Genomic DNA, 17,866 nt, shown 5'->3' with positions numbered 1-17,866 from the left:
TGTCACTCGTAGGTTAGCGTCATGCCCCCATCAAACAACAGGTCGCCGCCATCGAGGTGTCGGCCGAGATCCGAAAAGCCGAACAGGAAGAGATTGGCGACATCGATGGGTTCCATCATCTCCGTGACGCGGGATTGGCCCAGCATGACGTCTTCGATCACCTCGTCGACGGCGATGCCGCGTTGTTCGGCAGTGTCTTTGAGCTGGTTCATCACCAGCGGCGTCTTCACGTAGCCGGTGCTGACCGAGTACGCACGGGTCTCGCCGTCGCCTTCGGCCGCGATCGACTGGGTAAGCCCGCGCAGCCCGAACTTCGAGACGTTGTAGCCAACCTTGTCGCTGGTGACGTAGTGGCCGTGGACCGAGCCCATGTTCCCCACACAGCCCTCTCCATCCGCCGTCTCGCGAAAGTGTGGAATGCACAGCTTCGAGAGATACAGCGGCGCGCGGAGCATGACCTGGTGCATGCGATCGTAGGTTTCCATGGGAAAGTCCTCGATCGAGTCGATGTGTTGCATCCCGGCGATGTTCGCGAGATACTTGAGATCACCAAGCTGCGCTGCCTCCTCGACGATTCGCTCGAGGTCGTCGTCGCTGGTCAGATCGCCGACGATCGACTCGATGTCGCCCTCGAGACCGAGTTCGTCGCCGCGGTCGATCGTTCCCTCGAGGCCGTCGGCGTCGATATCCGTCGCGGCGACGGTGAGGCCGTTTCCGGCGGCGGCGAGCGCGGTCGCACGGCCGATGCCGGAGCCGGCCCCCGTCACGAGACAGACGTTGCGGTCGGTAAACGAGTCGTCGTCGATCGACTGAATATCGTCATGAGTCACTGTCGGTGGTTCGACTGCTGTTTCGGACATCTGTTGTACTGACTGTACGTTCTCCCGAGACACGCTAAAACACAGCCGTTAACATATCAAACGGCGTCTGGTCTTCGTGTGTCCCCAGTGGCTACTGGTCGCGTTACCAACTACTTCCGGCCGATACCACGACAATTAGTAACAAGTATTAATACCTTGTATGAGTCCTGATCCCTAGTATGATCGACCTCGACATCGATATGCGGCAGTACGACTGTCCGTTTATCGATACGACCGACGACGTCGATATCGCCTTCTCGGCCGTCCAGTGGCAACTTGATACCGACGATGCACAACTCGAGACGCGGCTGATCGCGAGAGGAGAGTCGACGAGTTCGCTCGAGGCCGGCCTGCACGAGCTTCGCGAGCACCCGAATATGCGAGAGTGTTACATTCTCTCGAAACGCGACAACGTCGCCGAGATCGGCACGACGATCGAGGAGACGAACGCGATGCGGACGATCCAGCAAAACGGTGGCTACATCACCGGCCCCTTCCAGATCGAGGACGGGCAGGAACGCTGGCACGTCGGTTTCGACGACGACCGCGACGAGGATCACGCGCTCGCCGAACTCGAGCGACACAACGAGTTCACCGTCGAGGATCGCGACCAGGTCGGCCCGACGGCACTGTTCGACCTCCTCGAAAACTCCGACAGCGCGCTTCGGATGCTCGAGGGCTGTCGATCGCTCACCGAGACCGAACGCGAGACGTTCGAGGTCGCCTCCCGAAACGGCTACTACGAGACGCCACGCGAGACGACGCTCGACGAATTATCGGACCACTTCGACGTCTCGAAGACGGCCGTCTCGATGAACCTGCGCCGGGGCGAGCGAAAGGTCCTGAAAGCTGCTCTCTCGGCGCTCGAGAACATGGACGGAACGCGATAGTTCCGAGACGACGGTTCGCAGTCGTTTCCGGTTCCGTCACCCGAAACCGTTCTTTAGGGATAGGTAACTCGGGACAGCAGACCGTATCAGGCCTCGAGAATCTCCTCCTCGTCGTCCGCCGGAACCACGAGCGAGCCGTCCAGAACGGTTACGCCGCGACCGCCGACCCGGACATCGCCATCGACGCGAACGCGAACCAGTCCCGGGCGGTCGACGTAGTGACCCTGCTCGAGGCGGAGTTCGTCGGGGAAGTCGTCGTCGAACGCGCCGAAGTGATCGAGGTACGCGCCGACGGCACCGCTTGCGGTCCCCGTGACTGGATCTTCCGGCACGCCAGCCCCCGGCGCGAACATCCGCCCGTGCAGCGTCGACTCGCGTGCGAGTGCATCGAACGTGAAGAGATAGACACCAGTCACGTCAAGCGCGTCGGTCAGCGCTTCGACGGCCGTCATGTCCGGCTCGGCGCTCCCGACGTCGGAGAGGTACGTAATGGGGACGACCAGAAACGGCAGGCCGGTCGAGGACACTGCGAGCGGAATGTCGTCGCTTGCGCCCTCGAGGGCGGCCTGTTCGACACCGAGCGCATCGGCAACGCGGTCGTAGCCGATGTCGACCTCGCGCACCTGCGGTCGATCCTGTGTCATCCAGACCGTGCCGTCGTCCTCGAGTTCGATCTCGAGGTCGCCGACGTTCGTCTCGAGGGTGGTCGTGCCGGGATCGAGACCCTCGTCGTAGAGATAGGCAAAGGAGCCGATGGTCGCGTGCCCGCAGAGATCGACCTCCTGGGTCGGCGTGAAGTAGCGAATCCGCCGGTCGGCGCGCTCGCTCGAGCGCAGGAACGCCGTCTCGCTGACGGCAATTTCGGCGGCGATCGATTGCATCTGTGCGTCCGAGAGCCCGTCTGCATCCGGGACGACACCAGCCGGGTTACCGGTCAGCGGTTCGTCTGTGAAAGCGTCGACCTGCAAGACTCGAGTCGTGTTCATATGCCATCGGTCGGCCGAGTGACGTATCAATCCTCGGTCGTCAGCTGTCGACCGTCGAGCGACTCAGTCGTCGCCAACTTCTTCGACTGATCGATCGGTCCACTCCTCGTCCGACGGCAGCGTCGCCGACTCGTGGGTTCCCACAGGGGGACGGTTCACCTCAGCGGCTGGCGACGACTCGAGGTCAATCCCGGACTCGAGGCGGTCCATCTCGCCGCCCGCACGGTCGCGAGCGTCCTGATCGATCCGCATCGAGCAGAACTCGACGCCGCACATCGAGCAGAAACGGGCGTCTTTGTAGTTGTCTTCGGGCAGCGTCTGGTCGTGATACTCGCGGGCCCGGTCGGGATCGAGCGCGAGGCGGAACTGCTCGCGCCAGTCGAACGCGTAGCGGGCTTCCGAGAGGGCGTCGTCCCAGTCTCGAGCGCTGGGGCGACCGTTACCGACGTCGCCCGCGTGGGCGGCGATCCGGTAGGCAGCGAGCCCGTCGCGGACGTCATTCTCGTCGGGGAGGCCGAGGTGTTCTTTGGGGGTAACGTAACACAACATCGCCGCGCCGGCCTGCGCTGCCATCGCAGCCCCGATGGCGCTCGTGATGTGGTCGTAGCTGGGTGCAACGTCGGTCACCAGTGGACCGAGCACATAAAATGGCGCGCCGTCACAGACTGCCTGCTGGCGCTCGACGTTCTCGGCGACTTTATCCATCGGGACGTGGCCCGGCCCTTCGACCATCACCTGCACGCCGTGGTCCCAGGCGCGCCGGGTCAACTCGCCGAGCGTGTCGAGTTCGGCGTACTGGGCCTCGTCGCAGGCGTCGGCAAGACAGCCCGGCCGCAGGCTGTCGCCGAGGCTGAACGTGACGTCGTGAGCGGCGAAAATCTCACAGATCTCGTCGTAGACCTGAAACAGCGGATTCTGCTCGCCGTGGGCTTCCATCCACGTCGCCATAATCGAACCGCCACGGGAGACGATCCCCGTCTTTCGCCCGTCAGTCAGCGGCAGGTGTTCCGCCAGAATCCCCGCGTGGATCGTCATGTAGTCGACCCCCTGCTCGGCCTGTTTATCGATGATCTCGAGCAAGAGCGCTGTCGTGATGGCCTCGGGACTCCCCGCCTGCTTGACGGCCTCGTACAGCGGCACAGTTCCGATCGGCACCGGCGAGTGCTCGATGTGGGTCTCGCGAATCTTGTCCAAGTCGCTTCCAGTGCCGAGATCCATCACCGTATCCGCGCCGTAGTGGACCGCCGTGTGGAGTTTCTCGAGTTCCCCCTCGAGGTCACTGGTTGTCTCGCTGTTGCCGATGTTTGCGTTGACTTTCGTCGCGAACTCGCGGCCGATGATCATCGGATCGAGCGCGTCGTGAGTGGTGTTTGCCGGAATGACGGCCTGTCCCTCGGCGACCTGCTCTCTGACGAATTCCGGCTCACGGTTCTCGCGGACGGCGACTCGGTTCATCGCGTCGGTGATCGTTCCCTCGCGGGCGGCTTCGAGCTGGGTTTGCACCATTGATAACTAAGTTGTATTACTTAGTTATATATCGTTTGTGCTACTCGTCTCGAGGAGCGGTGCGATCGCCTCGAGACACGGTGGTCGGTCTCCGGGATTGGTTTCAGCCCACTTATGGGGGTCGCGCGCGCTTGCTCGAGTAGATAGCATCATGTCCGACCTACCGGACGACTTCGACTGTACGATCACCAACTGGGAGTATATTTACGGGCTGTGTCGTGACGTGAGCGATGAGGTTCGCGACGACGCGTTCGAACCCGACGTCGTCGTCGCACTCGCCCGCGGCGGCTGGTTTGCGGGTCGCTGTCTCTGTGATTTCCTCGGCCTGGACGATCTGACGAGCCTGAAGATGGAACACTACGTCGGAGCCGCCGAGAAAAGCGACGAACCGACCGTTCGCTACCCCATGCCCGAGGGCAGCGTCGCGGGTAAAGACGTGCTCATCATCGACGACATCGCCGACACCGGCGGCTCGATCGAACGTGCCTACGAGTACGTCACCGACCGCAACGCCGGCGAGGTTCGAACCGCGACCCTCCAGTTGCTCGGCACCAGCGAGTACGAACCCGACTACGTCGGCGAGCACCTCGAGGAATGGACCTGGGTCGTCTACCCGTGGAACTTCATCGAGGACATGATCGATCTGATCTCGAGCGTGATGGCCCAGGCCGACCAGGCGTCGTTCACCCAGGAAGATATTCGCCACTATCTCACCGCGTTCCACGGCGTCGACCGCATCGAGATGGAGATCGCCCAGCCCGACCGGATTCCCGAAGTGCTCTCCGAGATGGAACGGCGTGACGTGCTCGAGTCGGCCGGACCGGGCGAGTGGAAACTGGCTGCCGACTGATTTTTCCGGCTTTCGAACCGTCGTCACTCAGCGACGGATTCTGCCTCGGTCGGCTCCGTTCGGTCTGGCTCCGAGTCGTCGTCGACCAGCGACTCTTTCCATGTCCCACGGGTAAACCACGCGACAGCGGCGAGTGCGCCGACGACGTCACCCACGACGACGCCCGTCCAGATGCCCGTTGTTCCCCAGTCGGCGACGAAGATCAGGTAGTAAGTGACCGGGACCCGGACGATCCACAGCCCCAGCACAGAGAACACGAGCGCCGTCTTCGTGTTGCCGGCTCCCCGAAACGCCCCGAGCATGACCTGCATGATGCCCATGAAGACGAACGCGACGGCGGCGAACTGGAGGTACGTGACGCCGTAGGCGAGCGTCTCGGCTCGCCCGGCCGTCTCGGCCGTGAGAAACACCGCGACGAACGGCTCCGGGAAGAGAAACGCAAGCGCGCCGGCGGCGGCCATGATCCCGCCGATCACGCCCGAGGCGAGCCACGTCGCCTTTGCCGCCCGGTCGGCCCGTCCAGCGCCTAAGTTCTGCCCGACGATCGAGTCCGTCGCCTGTCCCATCCCCATCGCGGGCAGGAAGGCGAGTGAGATCAGTCGGTTGCCCAGCCCGTAGGCCGCGACGACCGCCGGCGGGAAGGTGACGACGATCGCCGTCATCGCGACCAGTGCCAGCGCCGTCATCGACTGCTCGAGCGCCGTCGGGACGCCGAGTCGGGTAATCTCGCTCACGTACTCGAGACGTGGGCGAAGGTGGCCCAGTTCAATAGTGGGGCCGGTTGCTGTGTAGTACAGCAAGTAGAAGCCGATCACCGTGGCGAGGCCCCGGGAGACGACAGTCGCAACGGCAGCACCTTCGATCTCGAGGCGAGGCAGTGGTCCGACGCCGAAGATGAGCAGTGGATCGAGCACGAGGTTGACGACGACGCTGATGACCATCACCCGCATCGGCGCGCGGGTGTTGCCGTAGCCCCGCATGAGCGCAGCGAAGACGAAAAAGCCGAACACGAAGGGAACCCCGAGGAAGAAAATGCGCAGGTAGTCCGCAGCTAGCGGGAGGATCGCCGTTTGCGTGTCGCTATCGGCGGGGAGCGCAGCGAGCATCGGATCCGTCGCAAAATACCCAACGACGCCGAGCGCAACCGCGATCAGCGAGAGAAACGAGATCGTCTGTCCGGCAATCAGGCCGCCCTCGCCGCTTTCAGCACCTGTATGTTGGGCGAGTAGAATCGAGCCGGCTGTCGTGAAGCCAGCACCGACGGCGACCACCAGAAAGAGCAGCGGAAAGGCGAGACTCACCGCACCGACGGCGTCGGGCGAGAGCGCCCCGAGCCAGAACGTGTCGCCGACGTTGTAGGCGACCTGCAACAACTGGATGACCACGAGCGGCCAGGCCAGTTTGAACATCGGCCGGACGAGACTCCCCTCCGTGAGGCTACTCTCGTCCAGGGATGGACCGGAGGACATACCCTACCACTGTGGCCCATCGTACTTTATCGCTCGTGAGATGTGACATCTGTGATCACGCTCTCGTGGCGGACCTGACCGTCGTTCTGTCGGAGCCGAGAGTCGACGCTGCAGAATTCAGTCGCCGCTCACGTCACTCGAGTCCGTCGCCACCGTCGCGTCTTGGACCCAGAGATCGCCGAACAGTTCGTCCTGCTCGAGACGGACCCGACCACGGTGGGACAGAAAGAGTAACGCCAGATACGTCATCACGCGCGAGCCGCCAACCCCCTCGATTTCGGCGTACAGCACCTCCTCGCGGCCCTGCTCGTACTGGCTCTCGAGTTCGCCTTCGACGTCGGCGATGACCGTTTCGATGTCCTCCTCGTGGGTCGTGTGCGTGACGTCGTCGCTGGTCGGTTCGTCGTCGACCCGGAAGTCGTCGCCCGAGTGGTAGTTCAGCTCCTGTACGCCGCGGTCGTACCCACGCGGCGAGTCGCTCGTGTCGTAGCTTCGGGACTCTTTCCATCGCGTGTCGCGTTCGGCGCTGCGCAGCTCTCTGACCAACTCATCGAGCGTCTCCGGCTTCCCGCGGGCGTGTTTGCGCTCGAGGCGGCGTTCCATCTCCGCCTCGAGGCTCTCGACGGGGTCGAACCCGGGTGCTGGCCTGCCGTCTTCGTCGCCACCGCCGATCGGCTCCTCGTCCGCGAAGGGGGCCTCCCACGGGGGCAGTTCCTCCTCCTCGGGCTCATCCGGCGCGAACAGCTCGTCGCTTTTCATCCGCAGAAGCACGCTCGCGTAAAATAGCGCCCGGCCCGAGGTCCGCAGGTCGGCGTCGTCGAGCGCCTCGAGGAACTTGTCCGTCACCGCGACGATGTCGATGTCCCACGGATCGATCTCGCCGTCTTTGGCGAGTTGGACCAGCAGTTCGACGGGCTCGACGTCCTCGTCATCGCCGTCGGACGCCGTGTCAAGCTCGTCGTCTTCGGAAAACTCGAGGATCGTCTCCTCAGACGGAGCGTGTTGGGAATCGGGACTCGAGGTCGTTTCCGTGGCTGTATCCGACCCTGACTGCGAATCGCCCGGTCGCTCGCGTGCTTCGTGGCCAGCGATGTGCAGCGGGATGTCGTCGCCATCCTCAGTCACTTGCCGGCACCTCCTCACCCTCGTCCTCGCCCTCGCCGCTCAGATCGATCCCAGTCACCGCACTTACGTTGTCCTGTTGCATCGTCACCCCGATCGCCCGTTCGGAGCGGTCGAGCATCGCAGAGCGATGGGAGACGACGACGAACTGCGCCTTGTTCGAGAGTTCGTCGACCATCTGGCCGATCCGTTCTGCGTTGACGGCATCGAGGAAGGCGTCGACCTCGTCTAACGCGTAGAACGGGGCCGGGTTGTGGCGCTGGATCGCGAAGATGAACGCCAGCGCCGTCAGCGACTTCTCGCCGCCGGACATCGCGTCCAGTCGCTGAATCGGCTTGTCGCCGGGCTGGGCTTTCATCGTCAGCCCGCCGTCGAACGGATCGGCCTCGTTCTCCAGATGGAGGGTCCCGGTCCCCTCCGAGAGCTTCTCGAAGATCTCCGTGAACTGCTCGGCAATCTCGTCGTAGGAGTCCATGAACGTCTGTTTCTTCAGCGTCTCGTACTGTTCGATCCGGTCGCGGATGCCCTCGGCTTCCTCGACCAGCGTCGCCTTCGCGTCCTCGAGGTCCTCGAGATCGGCTCGCACGTCGTCGTACTCGTCGATCGCGAGCATGTTCACCGGCTCCATTGCCTCCATATCCGCCTGCAACACCTCGATCATCTCGAGGACTGTCTCGTGGTCCGGCACGTCTTCGGGATCGTAGTCGCCGACGTCTGCCTCGAGGCTCTCGATTTCCCACTCGAGGTCGCTCAGCCGGCTGCGTGCATTCTCGAGTTTGCTCTCGACGGCGTTGACTCGGTCCTGTTGCTGGTCACGTTTCGTTCGGGCCGTCGAGAGCTCCTCTTTGAGATCGCTGCGCTCGGCTTTGAGCTCGGTGAGTTCGTCCTCGAGTTCCGCGACGGCCTCGCGTTTTGCCTCGAGAGCCTCACGTTTGTCAGCGATTGCGTCCTCGCACTCGTCGATCCGGGCTTCCTGTTCGGCTTTCCGGTTCTGGGCCGTCTCGATGTCGTCGTGGAGGTCCGCGATCGCGTCCTCGGCGTACTCCTTCTCTAAGCTCAGTTCGTTGAGTGTGCTGTCGAGATCCGCGATGCGGTCGTCGCGCTCGTCAATTTCGGCCTCGAGGGTCTCGATCTCGGCGGTCAGTTCGGGAATCTTCGAGTCGGCGAGTTCGGTCTCGAGGTCGTCGATCTCGGCTTCGATCTCCGCGACCTCGGCCGTCTTTGTCTCGATCTCGCCGGAGAGTTCGGTCATCCGCTCGTCGACGGACTCCCGTTCGGCCTCGAGGGCTTCGAGGTCGTTCTGGAGCGTGTCGATCTCGGCTTCGATCGACTCGCGTTTGTCCGCGAGGCTCTCGAGTTCGGTTTCGATCGAGCGCACCTCGTCGGCGGCATCTGTCTTGCGGTCGCGGGCATCGTCGAGGCGCTCCTCGACGCCTCGAAGCTCCTCGCGAAGCGAGTCGCGCTGGTCCTGGAGGTCGGTGATCTGTGTGGCGACGCGCTCGAGTTGGCCCTCGCCACCCCCGGTAAAGGAGTAGCGTGAGCCGCCGCCGGAGCCGCCGGTCATCGCGCCGCTTTTCTCGACGAGATCGCCGTCGAGCGTGACCATTCGGTAGTCGCCCATGTACGAGCGGGCGGTCTCTAAGTCTTCGACGACCAGCGTGTCGCCGAGGACGTACGAGAAGACGTCGGCGTACTGCCCGTCGAAATCGACGAGATTGTACGCAAAGTCGACCACGCCGGGATCGCTCGGCGCGTTTGGCAGCCGGCGCTTGTGCATGTCCGTCATCGGCAGGAACGTCGCCCGCCCCGCGTTGCGCGATTTGAGGTGGTCGATACACTGCTGACCGATGACGTCGTCGTCGACGACCACGTTCGCGAGTCGCCCGCCTGCAGCAGTCTCGCAGGCGACGGCGTACTCGCCGGGGACGGTCCCTAACTGCGCGACCGCGCCGTGGACGCCGTTGATCCCCGCGTTGAGGATCGTCGTCACCGCGCGGCCGAACGAGGAGTCGCCGCTTTTGCCCGCGTTGGCCTCGAGTTCGGCGTACTCCTGTTGTTTCGCCTGAATCTCGTCATCGACGTCGTCGACGTTCGACTGGAGCCGGCGTTTCTCGTCTTTGAGATCGTCGACGACACCTGCGATGTTCTCGCGGTTCTTTTCGGCCTTCTCGAGTTCTCGCTCGAGGTCGGCGTGTTTGCTCTCGAGTTCGGGAATCTCCTCGCGGCGTTGTTCGATCGTCGTCTCTTTCTCGCTGATCGCGTTCGACCGCCGCCGCGCCTCGTCTAACAGGCGGTCCTGTTCGCGCTGGAGGTCGTTTTTCTCGGTCTTGACCGCTTCCAGATCGTCTTTTCGCTCGGCGAGATCGGCTTTTAGTTCGTCGAACTCGGTGTCGACGGCGTCGATCTCGGCCTCGAGGGCGTCGCGTTCGGCCTCGCGGTCCTGAATCTCGCTTTTGACCTGTGCCTTCTCGAGTTTGTGGTCGCGGAGTTCGTCGTCGAGGTCTTCAATCTGCTCCTGTTTGCGGTCGATCTTGACGAACGCTTCGCGGCGCTTCGATTCGGCGGCTTCGATCGCGTCCTCGCTGGTCTCGATCTTGTCCTCGAGCCGGGAGATATTACCTTTGATCTCCTCGATCTCGCTTTTGATCTGAAGCTGTTCGTCCTCGCCTTTGCGTTCGATTTCGGCGTTCAGATCCTCGAGGTCTTCCTGCAGCCGAACGACCACACCCTGGCGCTCGTCGAGTTCGCGCTGGAGCCCCGTCAGTTCGTCTTCGAGATCGGTGACGCGATTCTCGGCGCTCGCGAGTTCGTCGCGCTTCTCCTCGAGTTCGCTGGCCTTCTTGTAACCCTCGTACTCCTCCTTTTCACGCCGCAGCCGTTGGTATCGAAGGGCTTGCTGGCGTTCGTCCTCGAGTTGGGTGAGTCGGTCGCGTTTCTCCTCGATACGGAGTTCGGCCTCGTCGATCCGCTCTTCGACGACCTCGAGTTCCTCGAAGGCATCTTCTTTTTTCGCGTCGAACTCCGCGACGCCGGCGATCTCGTCGATGATCTCCCGGCGAGCATGCGGCGTCATGTTGATGATCTCGGTGACGTCACCCTGCATGACGACGTTGTAGCCCTCGGGGGTGACACCGGCCTGTGCGAGCAGGTCCTGAATGTCCGAGAGGTTGACCGAGCGATCGTTGAGATAGTAGTAGGAGTAGTAGTTGTCCTCGGTTTCTTTGACCCGCCGGCGGATGCGAATCTCGTCGACGTCGCCGATGTCCTCGCTGCCGGCGGCGTTGACGACCTGTGACCGCTCGAGCGTGCTGTCAGCGTTGTCCAGAATGACCTCGACGGTCGCCTCGCGGGGGCCGGCAGAACGGTCGCCGTCTTCGTGCCCGGGGTTGTAGATGAGGTCGGTCAGTTTTTCGGCCCGAATGCCGCGGGTTCGAGCCAGTCCGAGCGCAAAGAGGACGGCGTCGATGATGTTCGATTTACCGGAGCCGTTCGGCCCGGTGACGACCGTGAAATCCTCGTAGAACGGAATCTTCGTCTTGCGGCCGAAGCTCTTGAAATCGTCCAGAACGAGTGCCTTGATATACATGCTTGAGCCAACTTCGTCACGGCAGGGAATCGCGGTCAGGTCGTCACGTCTCACTCGAGTGAGACGCGACGCCGCCGCGCAGTTATGCGACAATAATGTCGTCGCTACCTGAGTCTTCCGTTTCGTCGGTGGCCGTCTCGTCTTCGGCGTCCGCATCGGCGGCCGCTTCGGCGACCTCGTCGGGCGCTGCCTCCTGGGTGTTCTGGTCGTTCGCCGTCTCGTCCGTGCTGACGCGTCGTTCGGGAACGCGCGTCGGCGTCTCGGTGTCGAGTTCGGCCTCGAGAACGCGGATGCGCTCTTTCGATTCGATGAGTTCGTCCGTCAGCCCCTCGACCGTCGACTCGAGTTCTGCAACCGTCGCTTCGAGCTGCTCGACGCGATTGTTCGACATATCATCTAGCGGTCCGTCCGCCCACATAAACGTACGTCAGACACAGCTAACTGTTCTGGTATGTTCAGTTATCGTCTTCGCGCCACTTGTGTTCACATTCGGTGCAGATGAAAAAGCGCGTCTCGGATTCGTCGGCCGAGCGGATCTGTTGCATATACCAGTGGGCACGATCGTTGCCACACTCGGGGCAGTGGGCATCCGTCTCCGGTAGCGACGTTTCCCCGGACGACTCGATGACCTCGCTCGCTTCCTGGTCGTCCGTCACGGTATACTCGGACGTGTCACCTTTCGGTTTCGTATAGCCACAGCTCCCACACTCCCAGCGGCCGTCGTCGGCTTTCATCATCGAACCGCATTCGTCACAAAATTCCATCGTTGTCCGGGCTACATCGGCCGAGTGACTTAAGCGGCGCGTTTACTCTCCTTGTCGGGCCTGCCCTCTCAGAACGCCGGACGGTGTTCCGATTTTTATATACCCACCCGTGCTATCCCTCGAGCATGTTCGGAACGAGCGGTATTCGCGGCGAGGTTGGCGAGGAGGTCACGGCCGAACTGGCGCTGTCGATCGGTCGGGCGCTCGCTTCGGAGGGGTACGAACGCGTCGTCGTCGGCCGTGACGTCCGCGAGAGTGGCACGATGCTGGTCGACGCACTCTCTGCCGGCGTCCGCGAGTGTGGCGGGGACGTTGTCGAGGTCGGTATTGCGCCGACGCCGACTGTCGCCCGCGGCGTCGACTGGCTCGAGGCCGACGCAGGGGTTGTAATCACAGCTTCGCACAACCCGGCCAAAGACAACGGGATCAAACTCTGGTCGCCGAGCGGGCAGGCCTTTGACACCGAGCGCCGGGCGGCGATCACCGACCGCGTCGAGAACGAGCGCTACGACCTCGAGGACTGGACCGGCATCGGCGACCGCAGCCACCACGACGGCCTGCTCGAGCGCCACGTGGAGACGATCGTCGACACCGTCAGCGAGGTCGACGGCCTCGAGGTCGTTATCGACGTCGGCAACGGAGCCGGCAGTGTCACGGCGGATGCGCTGGTCGAACTGGGCTGTGAGGTACGGACGCTCAACGCCCAGCAAGACGGGCGCTTCCCGGGCCGGCCCAGCGAACCCAACGCGGAGACGTTGACGGATCTCCAGCAACTGGTCGGCGCGACGGACGCCGACCTCGGGATTGCCCACGACGGCGACGGCGATCGAATGGTGGCCGTCGACGAACGCGGCGAGTTCGTCCCGAAAGACCTCCTGCTCGCGCTGTTCGCCCGCGAGGCGGCGGGCGATGGCGAGCAGGTCGCTGCCCCGCTGAACACGAGCCTCGCCGTCGACGACGCGCTCGCAGCCGTCGGCGCGACCGTGACGCGGACGGCCGTCGGCGACGTCTACGTGGCCGAACGGGCGACCGAGCCCGAGGTCGTCTTCGGCGGCGAACCGAGTGGTGCCTGGATCTGGCCCGCGGAAACGCTCTGTCCCGACGCGCCGCTCGCAGCCGGCATCCTCACCGCGATGGTCGCTCGAGACGGCCCACTCGGGGCAGCGGTCGACGCCCTCGAGACGTATCCGATCCGGCGAACCGCGATCGAGGTCGAGAACAAGGCTGCCGCCATGGACCGCGTCGAGGCCGCGGTCCGCGAGCGCGACTTGGAGATCGATGCGCTCGATGGGATCCGGATCGAGTATGGCGACGGCTGGACACTCATCCGTCCCAGCGGGACCGAGGCGCTCGTCCGCGTCACCGCGGAAGCACGCGATCCCGAGCGGGCCGAGGCGCTGTTCGAGGACGCCCGTGGGCTCGTTGCGGACGCAGTCGACGCCGCGTAGACCGGCCTCGAGTGGCTGTCAACGATCTCCTACCGTTCGCCAGCTAGCGCCGAAAAGAGCCGCGCTTCGAACTCGTCTTTGCTGATCCCGTCTGAGGGACCGATCCCTGCCATGTGATCGACGGACACCTGCCCGCCGCCCATTCGGGCGTGGCCGCCCGCATCGGCCATCGGAATACCGCTTACGGCGTGGCGGAGCGTTTCTCCCATGTGGACCCGATCGTCCCGGGAGCGCCCCGAAAGGTGGATCGTACCGTCGTTCTCGCCGTAGACGACGACTGCCGTGATCCCCTCTAACTGCATGAGTTCGTCTGCGGCCTGGGGGATCGCGTCGACGTTCGAGAGTTCGCCGACGTCACAGACGGCAAACGGGCCTTCGACGCGTTTCTCGGTGATCGCCGTCGCCTTGATCTGCAGGACATCGTCGCTGACCTGTGGGTTAGCGATCCGATCGAGCAGATCCTGATCGATACCCGGAAACAGCGTCCCACAGGCGTCGAACTCCGCCCGCGAGCAGCCCTTTGTCAGGTGGTTCGTATCGGCTAGAATGCCATACAGCAACCCGGTCGCAAGCTCCTCGGAGACCTCGAGCCCGGCCTCGTTTCCGGGACCGATCGTTGCCTCGAGTTCGTCGAGATACTCGACGAGGATCGTCGACGCCGCGCCGTACGCTGTGCGGACGTCGGTAAACTCCGTTCCCGTCCCGTTGCCGGGATGGTGATCGATGACCGCAATCGGTTCGACGGTCTGTGACCCCGCAAAGCCACGCGGCGTGTTGTGGTCGACGAGGACGACGGCGTCAGCAGCGAGCTGTGAACTCGACTCGATCGACTCGACCTCGACGTCGAGGACGGTTCGAAACGCCCGATTTTCCTGATGGCGGATCTCACCGGCGTACTGGAGCGTCGTATCGGTCCCGGCGGACGCCGCGATCCGTTCGACTGCCATCGCACAGGACATCGCATCCGGGTCCGGGTTTGGGTGCATCAACACCGCGACGTCGTCGTAGTTGCCCAGCAGTCGCTGCAGATGGACACCCGGCGGCCGCCGAAACCACCGAACGACCCACCAGCCGCCGAGGACAACACCGACGGCCGCCACCACGAGCAAGGAGAGCACCAGCGGCTCGAGGGATCGTGCCGTATCGACGACCGAGTCGACCACCACCAGAGCCACCTCGAGGGACGCACTGCTACTTGAGGTGGTCCGATTTAGCATATCACACAATTATATCGAATCATCAAGAATTTTCCCCCGCACGTGACGGCACGCTGTCAGCCGTAGTCATGATTGTCGACGTTCAGGAGCCACTGACCGTCGCTGCACACCGCATCGCACGACGGCGCTGCGATATGTGATAGGACCGCTGTCAGTCAGTGCCGGTACAGCCACGACTGCCCTGCGAGTGCACCGGGACATCGGGACAGCGGACCGTCTCAATCGTTTCAGTTGGTGCTATAGGCGTCGATTGCGTCACGGTATCCCTCCCGATACGTTGGGTAGACGAAGTCATAGCCCAGGTCCCGCAGTTTCTCGTTCGAACAGCGCTTGCTCGTCAGGATCCGTCGCCGAGCGGCCTCCGAGAGCCCCGTATCCTCGAGTCGGTCGGCCTTCGTCCGTTTCGGCGGCTGATCGACACCGCAGGCCTCGGCCAGCCAGTCGGCGAACGTCCACTTGTCGACGGGTTCGTCGTCGACGACCTGGACGACCTCTCCGCGGGCGAGGTCATCCTCGAGCAGGTAGCGGACGGCTCCTGCGGCATCGTCGCGATGGACCATGTTCAGATAGCCCTCGGTGACCGGTCCCTCGAGGTAGCGCTCGAGACGGTAGCGACCGGGGCCGTAGAGGCCAGCGTAGCGTGCGACGGTTCCCTCGAACCCGTACTCCGGCGGTAACTCGAGGGCGACTCGCTCGGCCTCGGCGAGCACCTCGGTTTTCTCGGTCGTCGGCTCCAGTGGCGTCTCCTCGTCGACCCAGTCGCCGTCGTGGTCGCCGAGGACACCCGTCGAGGAGGTGTACACCAGCCGCTCGGGGCTCGCGTCGCGTTCGCCGAACTGTTCGATCGCCGTCCGGAGCCCCTCGACGTACACCTCACGGGCTGTCGCTGCGCCACGTCCGCCGCTGCTGGCGGCGAAGACGATCGCATCGACGTCCGGCACGGTCTCGAGGGCCTCCCGGTCGGTGATATCTGCTTGTACGGCCTCGAACCCGGCCTCGGTGATCGCCTCGATACCGTCGTCGGATCGACGCACCCCGATCGCGTCGTGGCCGCGGTCGGTGAGCTGTCGGCCCAGCTCGAGGCCGACGTACCCACAGCCTAAAATTGCAACGTCCATGCTCACAGTCCGGCCTGATTGATTATAACCCCCCTGCTCGCAGCGAGACTGGCTGGCACTGCCGCTCGAGGCTCAGCGAGTGCCGTCGGCGATCACGTACTGGATGTGGACGAACTCCTCGAGTGACATCGGCGCGCGCCGTTCGATCTTCTGTTGGACCTCCTTGGCCTCGAGGTCGATCTCGAGTTCGGTCTCGATCGCGTCGACGTCGAGGACAGCTGTCGACATCCCCAGGAGGAGATGCTCACAGGCGATGGTCTCGATCTCTTCTGGGTCGGGTTCGCCGTCCTCAAGTGCCTGAATTTGCGCTGTCTCGGTGAGTGTGAGCGAGACTGTGTCGCCCTCGAGAAGCGCCTCGAGGGAGTCGCGGTCAACGTCGGTCACGGTGGCGACCTCGTCGACGCCGTACTGGTCGATAACCGACCTGAGATCGGCTTCGTACTCGGCACGGAGTGCAGCGGGCGAGTCGGGAACGGTCATCCGCTGTTCGTAGAACATGGCAGAACGAACGGGTATCGCGCTGAAAGGTATTACTATCGGAACCACTGCCGTGCAGACTGTAGCAGCCAGTGAGAGTGACACGGCCACCGGAACGTTCAACAGGATTCCGTTACATGAGCGTGACATGAAAGTCGCCCTGATCGGTGTTGGACAGGCTGGCGGTAAAGTCACTGAACGACTCGCCCGATTCGACGCGGACATGGGCTTTGGGGCCGTTCAGGGTGCGCTGGCCGTCAACTCCGCGGAAGCCGACCTCCAGTCGCTCGAGTTCGTCGACACGCAGCTGATCGGCGCGGACCGCGTCAACGGCCACGGCGTCGGCGGTGACAACGAACTCGGAACCGAAGTCATGCAGTCGGACATCCAGCAGGTACTGGGCTCGCTCGATGGCCGCGTCACCTCGAGTGCCGAGGCGATTTTCGTCGTTGCCGGCCTCGGCGGCGGCACCGGCAGCGGCGGCGCGCCCGTGCTCGTGCATCACCTCCAGCAGGTCTACGACGTCCCCGTCTACGCACTCGGCATCCTGCCGGGGCGCAACGAAGGCGCGCTGTATCAGGCCAACGCCGGCCGTTCGTTGAAGACGCTCATCCGGGAAGCCGACTCGACGCTGCTCGTCGACAACGACGCCTGGCACGAACAGGGCGAAAGCGTCGAGGGAGCCTTCGAGACGATCAACGAGCGGATCGCAAAACGAGTCGGTCTGCTGTTTGCCTCCGGCGAGGCCGTCGACGGTGTCGGCGAAAGTGTGGTCGACTCGAGCGAAGTGATCAACACGCTTCGAGCCGGCGGCGTCGCGGCGCTTGGCTACGCCACCGAGGTCGCAAGCGAGGACAGCGCCGAGAACATCCGGACCGCGATGAGCGTCTCGCGTCAGGCCCTGCTGACGGGGACGAGTCTGCCCGATGCGACCACGGCCGACTCGGCCCTGCTGGTCATCGCCGGCGACCCCGACCGGATCCCTCGCAAAGGCGTCGAGCGAGCGCGCCGCTGGCTCGAGGACGAGACGGGCAGCATGCAGGTCCGCGGTGGCGACTTCCCGCTCGACAGCGATCGACTCGGCGCGCTCGTCTTGCTCGGCGGCGCGGAACGCTCCGACCGGGTTCAACAGTTCATGAACCGCGCCCGCGAGGCGAAGCGCGCACGCGAGGAGGAGCAGACGGATCACGCCGCAGCGTTCGCCGACGATCGACTCGAGGATCTGTTCTAAGCTGACCGAAATCCCCAGACGGCGTTTCGGATCACCCTGTCCGTGCGGACGGACTCGGCTACTGGCCGGCGCGGGGCGTTTATATACCAGCACAGTACCCGTGACACGTCTCAACACAGACGAGGACGGCCGTGTCAACTGTTTTCAGGGGTTTTGGGACCGGTACATTTAAATTGAAGGCGACAGTAGAATCTGATACCAGAACGCCACCGGGGCGCGTATCGCTCGACGATCGATGACAGGAAATCTTATTCACCGAGGTTTCGCAGATTGTGAGCGACCGCTGTACACAGTCGCGTCTCCCACTGCTGGACCGACTCCCGAGCGACGGGTGTCGGCTCC

Annotated in this window: 15 protein-coding genes; 4 read left to right on the top strand and 11 right to left on the bottom strand. The window is 63.6% G+C overall.

Features of this window, described 5'->3' with window-relative positions; translation table 11 throughout:
• Window positions 1–2 precede the first annotated feature (2 nt).
• On the bottom strand, window positions 3–860 hold the full coding sequence (locus BW940_RS13235) for an SDR family oxidoreductase (RefSeq protein ID WP_076609691.1): 858 nt from the start codon (window positions 858–860) through the stop codon (window positions 3–5).
• A gap of 179 nt (window positions 861–1,039) precedes the next feature.
• On the opposite strand from BW940_RS13235, the gene BW940_RS13230 reads away from it, so the two are divergent.
• Complete coding sequence (locus tag BW940_RS13230; protein ID WP_076609690.1) at window positions 1,040–1,750, top strand: helix-turn-helix domain-containing protein; 711 nt, start codon at window positions 1,040–1,042, stop codon at window positions 1,748–1,750.
• Window positions 1,751–1,836: 86 nt separating this feature from the next.
• Here BW940_RS13230 and BW940_RS13225 read toward each other — a convergent pair whose 3' ends face one another.
• The gene (locus BW940_RS13225) at window positions 1,837–2,736 is read right to left on the bottom strand and encodes a PhzF family phenazine biosynthesis protein (protein WP_076609689.1); all 900 of its coding nucleotides are present in this window, start codon (window positions 2,734–2,736) and stop codon (window positions 1,837–1,839) included.
• A gap of 63 nt (window positions 2,737–2,799) precedes the next feature.
• A complete protein-coding gene (gene thiC / locus BW940_RS13220; RefSeq protein ID WP_076609688.1) occupies window positions 2,800–4,242 on the bottom strand; it encodes a phosphomethylpyrimidine synthase ThiC in 1,443 nt (480 codons plus the stop codon).
• A gap of 151 nt (window positions 4,243–4,393) precedes the next feature.
• Here thiC and BW940_RS13215 point away from each other — a divergent pair, with 151 nt between their 5' ends.
• Window positions 4,394–5,092 carry a phosphoribosyltransferase gene (locus BW940_RS13215; protein WP_076609687.1) on the top strand — a complete coding sequence of 233 codons (699 nt, stop codon included), beginning with the start codon at window positions 4,394–4,396 and terminating at the stop codon, window positions 5,090–5,092.
• A 23-nt stretch (window positions 5,093–5,115) separates the two neighbouring features.
• On the opposite strand, the gene BW940_RS13210 is transcribed toward BW940_RS13215, so the two are convergent.
• From BW940_RS13210 to BW940_RS13190, 5 genes are all read right to left on the bottom strand, one after another.
• Window positions 5,116–6,561 (bottom strand): MATE family efflux transporter, encoded by a 1,446-nt coding sequence (locus BW940_RS13210; protein WP_076609686.1) that lies wholly within the window; start codon window positions 6,559–6,561, stop codon window positions 5,116–5,118.
• Between the two features lie 117 nt (window positions 6,562–6,678).
• Window positions 6,679–7,686, bottom strand: coding sequence for a segregation and condensation protein A (locus BW940_RS13205; protein WP_084776765.1), 1,008 nt, complete (start codon window positions 7,684–7,686; stop codon window positions 6,679–6,681).
• Window positions 7,679–11,269, bottom strand: a complete 3,591-nt coding sequence (gene smc / locus BW940_RS13200; RefSeq protein WP_076609684.1) for a chromosome segregation protein SMC — start codon at window positions 11,267–11,269, stop codon at window positions 7,679–7,681. Before smc ends, BW940_RS13205 begins: the two co-directional genes overlap by 8 nt.
• A gap of 82 nt (window positions 11,270–11,351) precedes the next feature.
• Window positions 11,352–11,660 (bottom strand): DUF7518 family protein, encoded by a 309-nt coding sequence (locus BW940_RS13195; protein ID WP_076609683.1) that lies wholly within the window; start codon window positions 11,658–11,660, stop codon window positions 11,352–11,354.
• A 64-nt stretch (window positions 11,661–11,724) separates the two neighbouring features.
• Window positions 11,725–12,033, bottom strand: a complete 309-nt coding sequence (locus BW940_RS13190) for a transcription factor S (protein WP_076609682.1) — start codon at window positions 12,031–12,033, stop codon at window positions 11,725–11,727.
• A gap of 125 nt (window positions 12,034–12,158) precedes the next feature.
• Here BW940_RS13190 and glmM point away from each other — a divergent pair, with 125 nt between their 5' ends.
• The gene (gene glmM / locus BW940_RS13185; protein ID WP_076609681.1) at window positions 12,159–13,481 is read left to right on the top strand and encodes a phosphoglucosamine mutase; all 1,323 of its coding nucleotides are present in this window, start codon (window positions 12,159–12,161) and stop codon (window positions 13,479–13,481) included.
• A gap of 29 nt (window positions 13,482–13,510) precedes the next feature.
• Here the strand turns inward: glmM and BW940_RS13180 are convergent, their stop codons facing one another.
• From BW940_RS13180 to BW940_RS13170, 3 genes are all read right to left on the bottom strand, one after another.
• Window positions 13,511–14,698, bottom strand: coding sequence for a DHH family phosphoesterase (locus BW940_RS13180; RefSeq protein ID WP_076609680.1), 1,188 nt, complete (start codon window positions 14,696–14,698; stop codon window positions 13,511–13,513).
• 227 nt (window positions 14,699–14,925) lie between these two features.
• Window positions 14,926–15,816, bottom strand: coding sequence for an SDR family oxidoreductase (locus BW940_RS13175; RefSeq protein ID WP_076609679.1), 891 nt, complete (start codon window positions 15,814–15,816; stop codon window positions 14,926–14,928).
• A gap of 72 nt (window positions 15,817–15,888) precedes the next feature.
• On the bottom strand, window positions 15,889–16,314 hold the full coding sequence (locus tag BW940_RS13170; protein WP_076609678.1) for a DUF5791 family protein: 426 nt from the start codon (window positions 16,312–16,314) through the stop codon (window positions 15,889–15,891).
• A gap of 127 nt (window positions 16,315–16,441) precedes the next feature.
• Between BW940_RS13170 and BW940_RS13165 the strand changes: the two genes are divergently transcribed.
• Window positions 16,442–17,524: a tubulin/FtsZ family protein gene (locus BW940_RS13165; RefSeq protein WP_076609753.1), complete on the top strand. Its 1,083-nt coding sequence runs from the start codon at window positions 16,442–16,444 to the stop codon at window positions 17,522–17,524.
• The last annotated feature ends 342 nt before the right edge of the window (window positions 17,525–17,866 follow it).

It is taken from the genome of Natronorubrum thiooxidans, from assembly GCF_900156475.1.
In the GTDB taxonomy this organism is placed as follows: domain Archaea; phylum Halobacteriota; class Halobacteria; order Halobacteriales; family Natrialbaceae; genus Natronorubrum; species Natronorubrum thiooxidans.
This window is presented reverse-complemented; position numbering and strand designations above follow the sequence as displayed.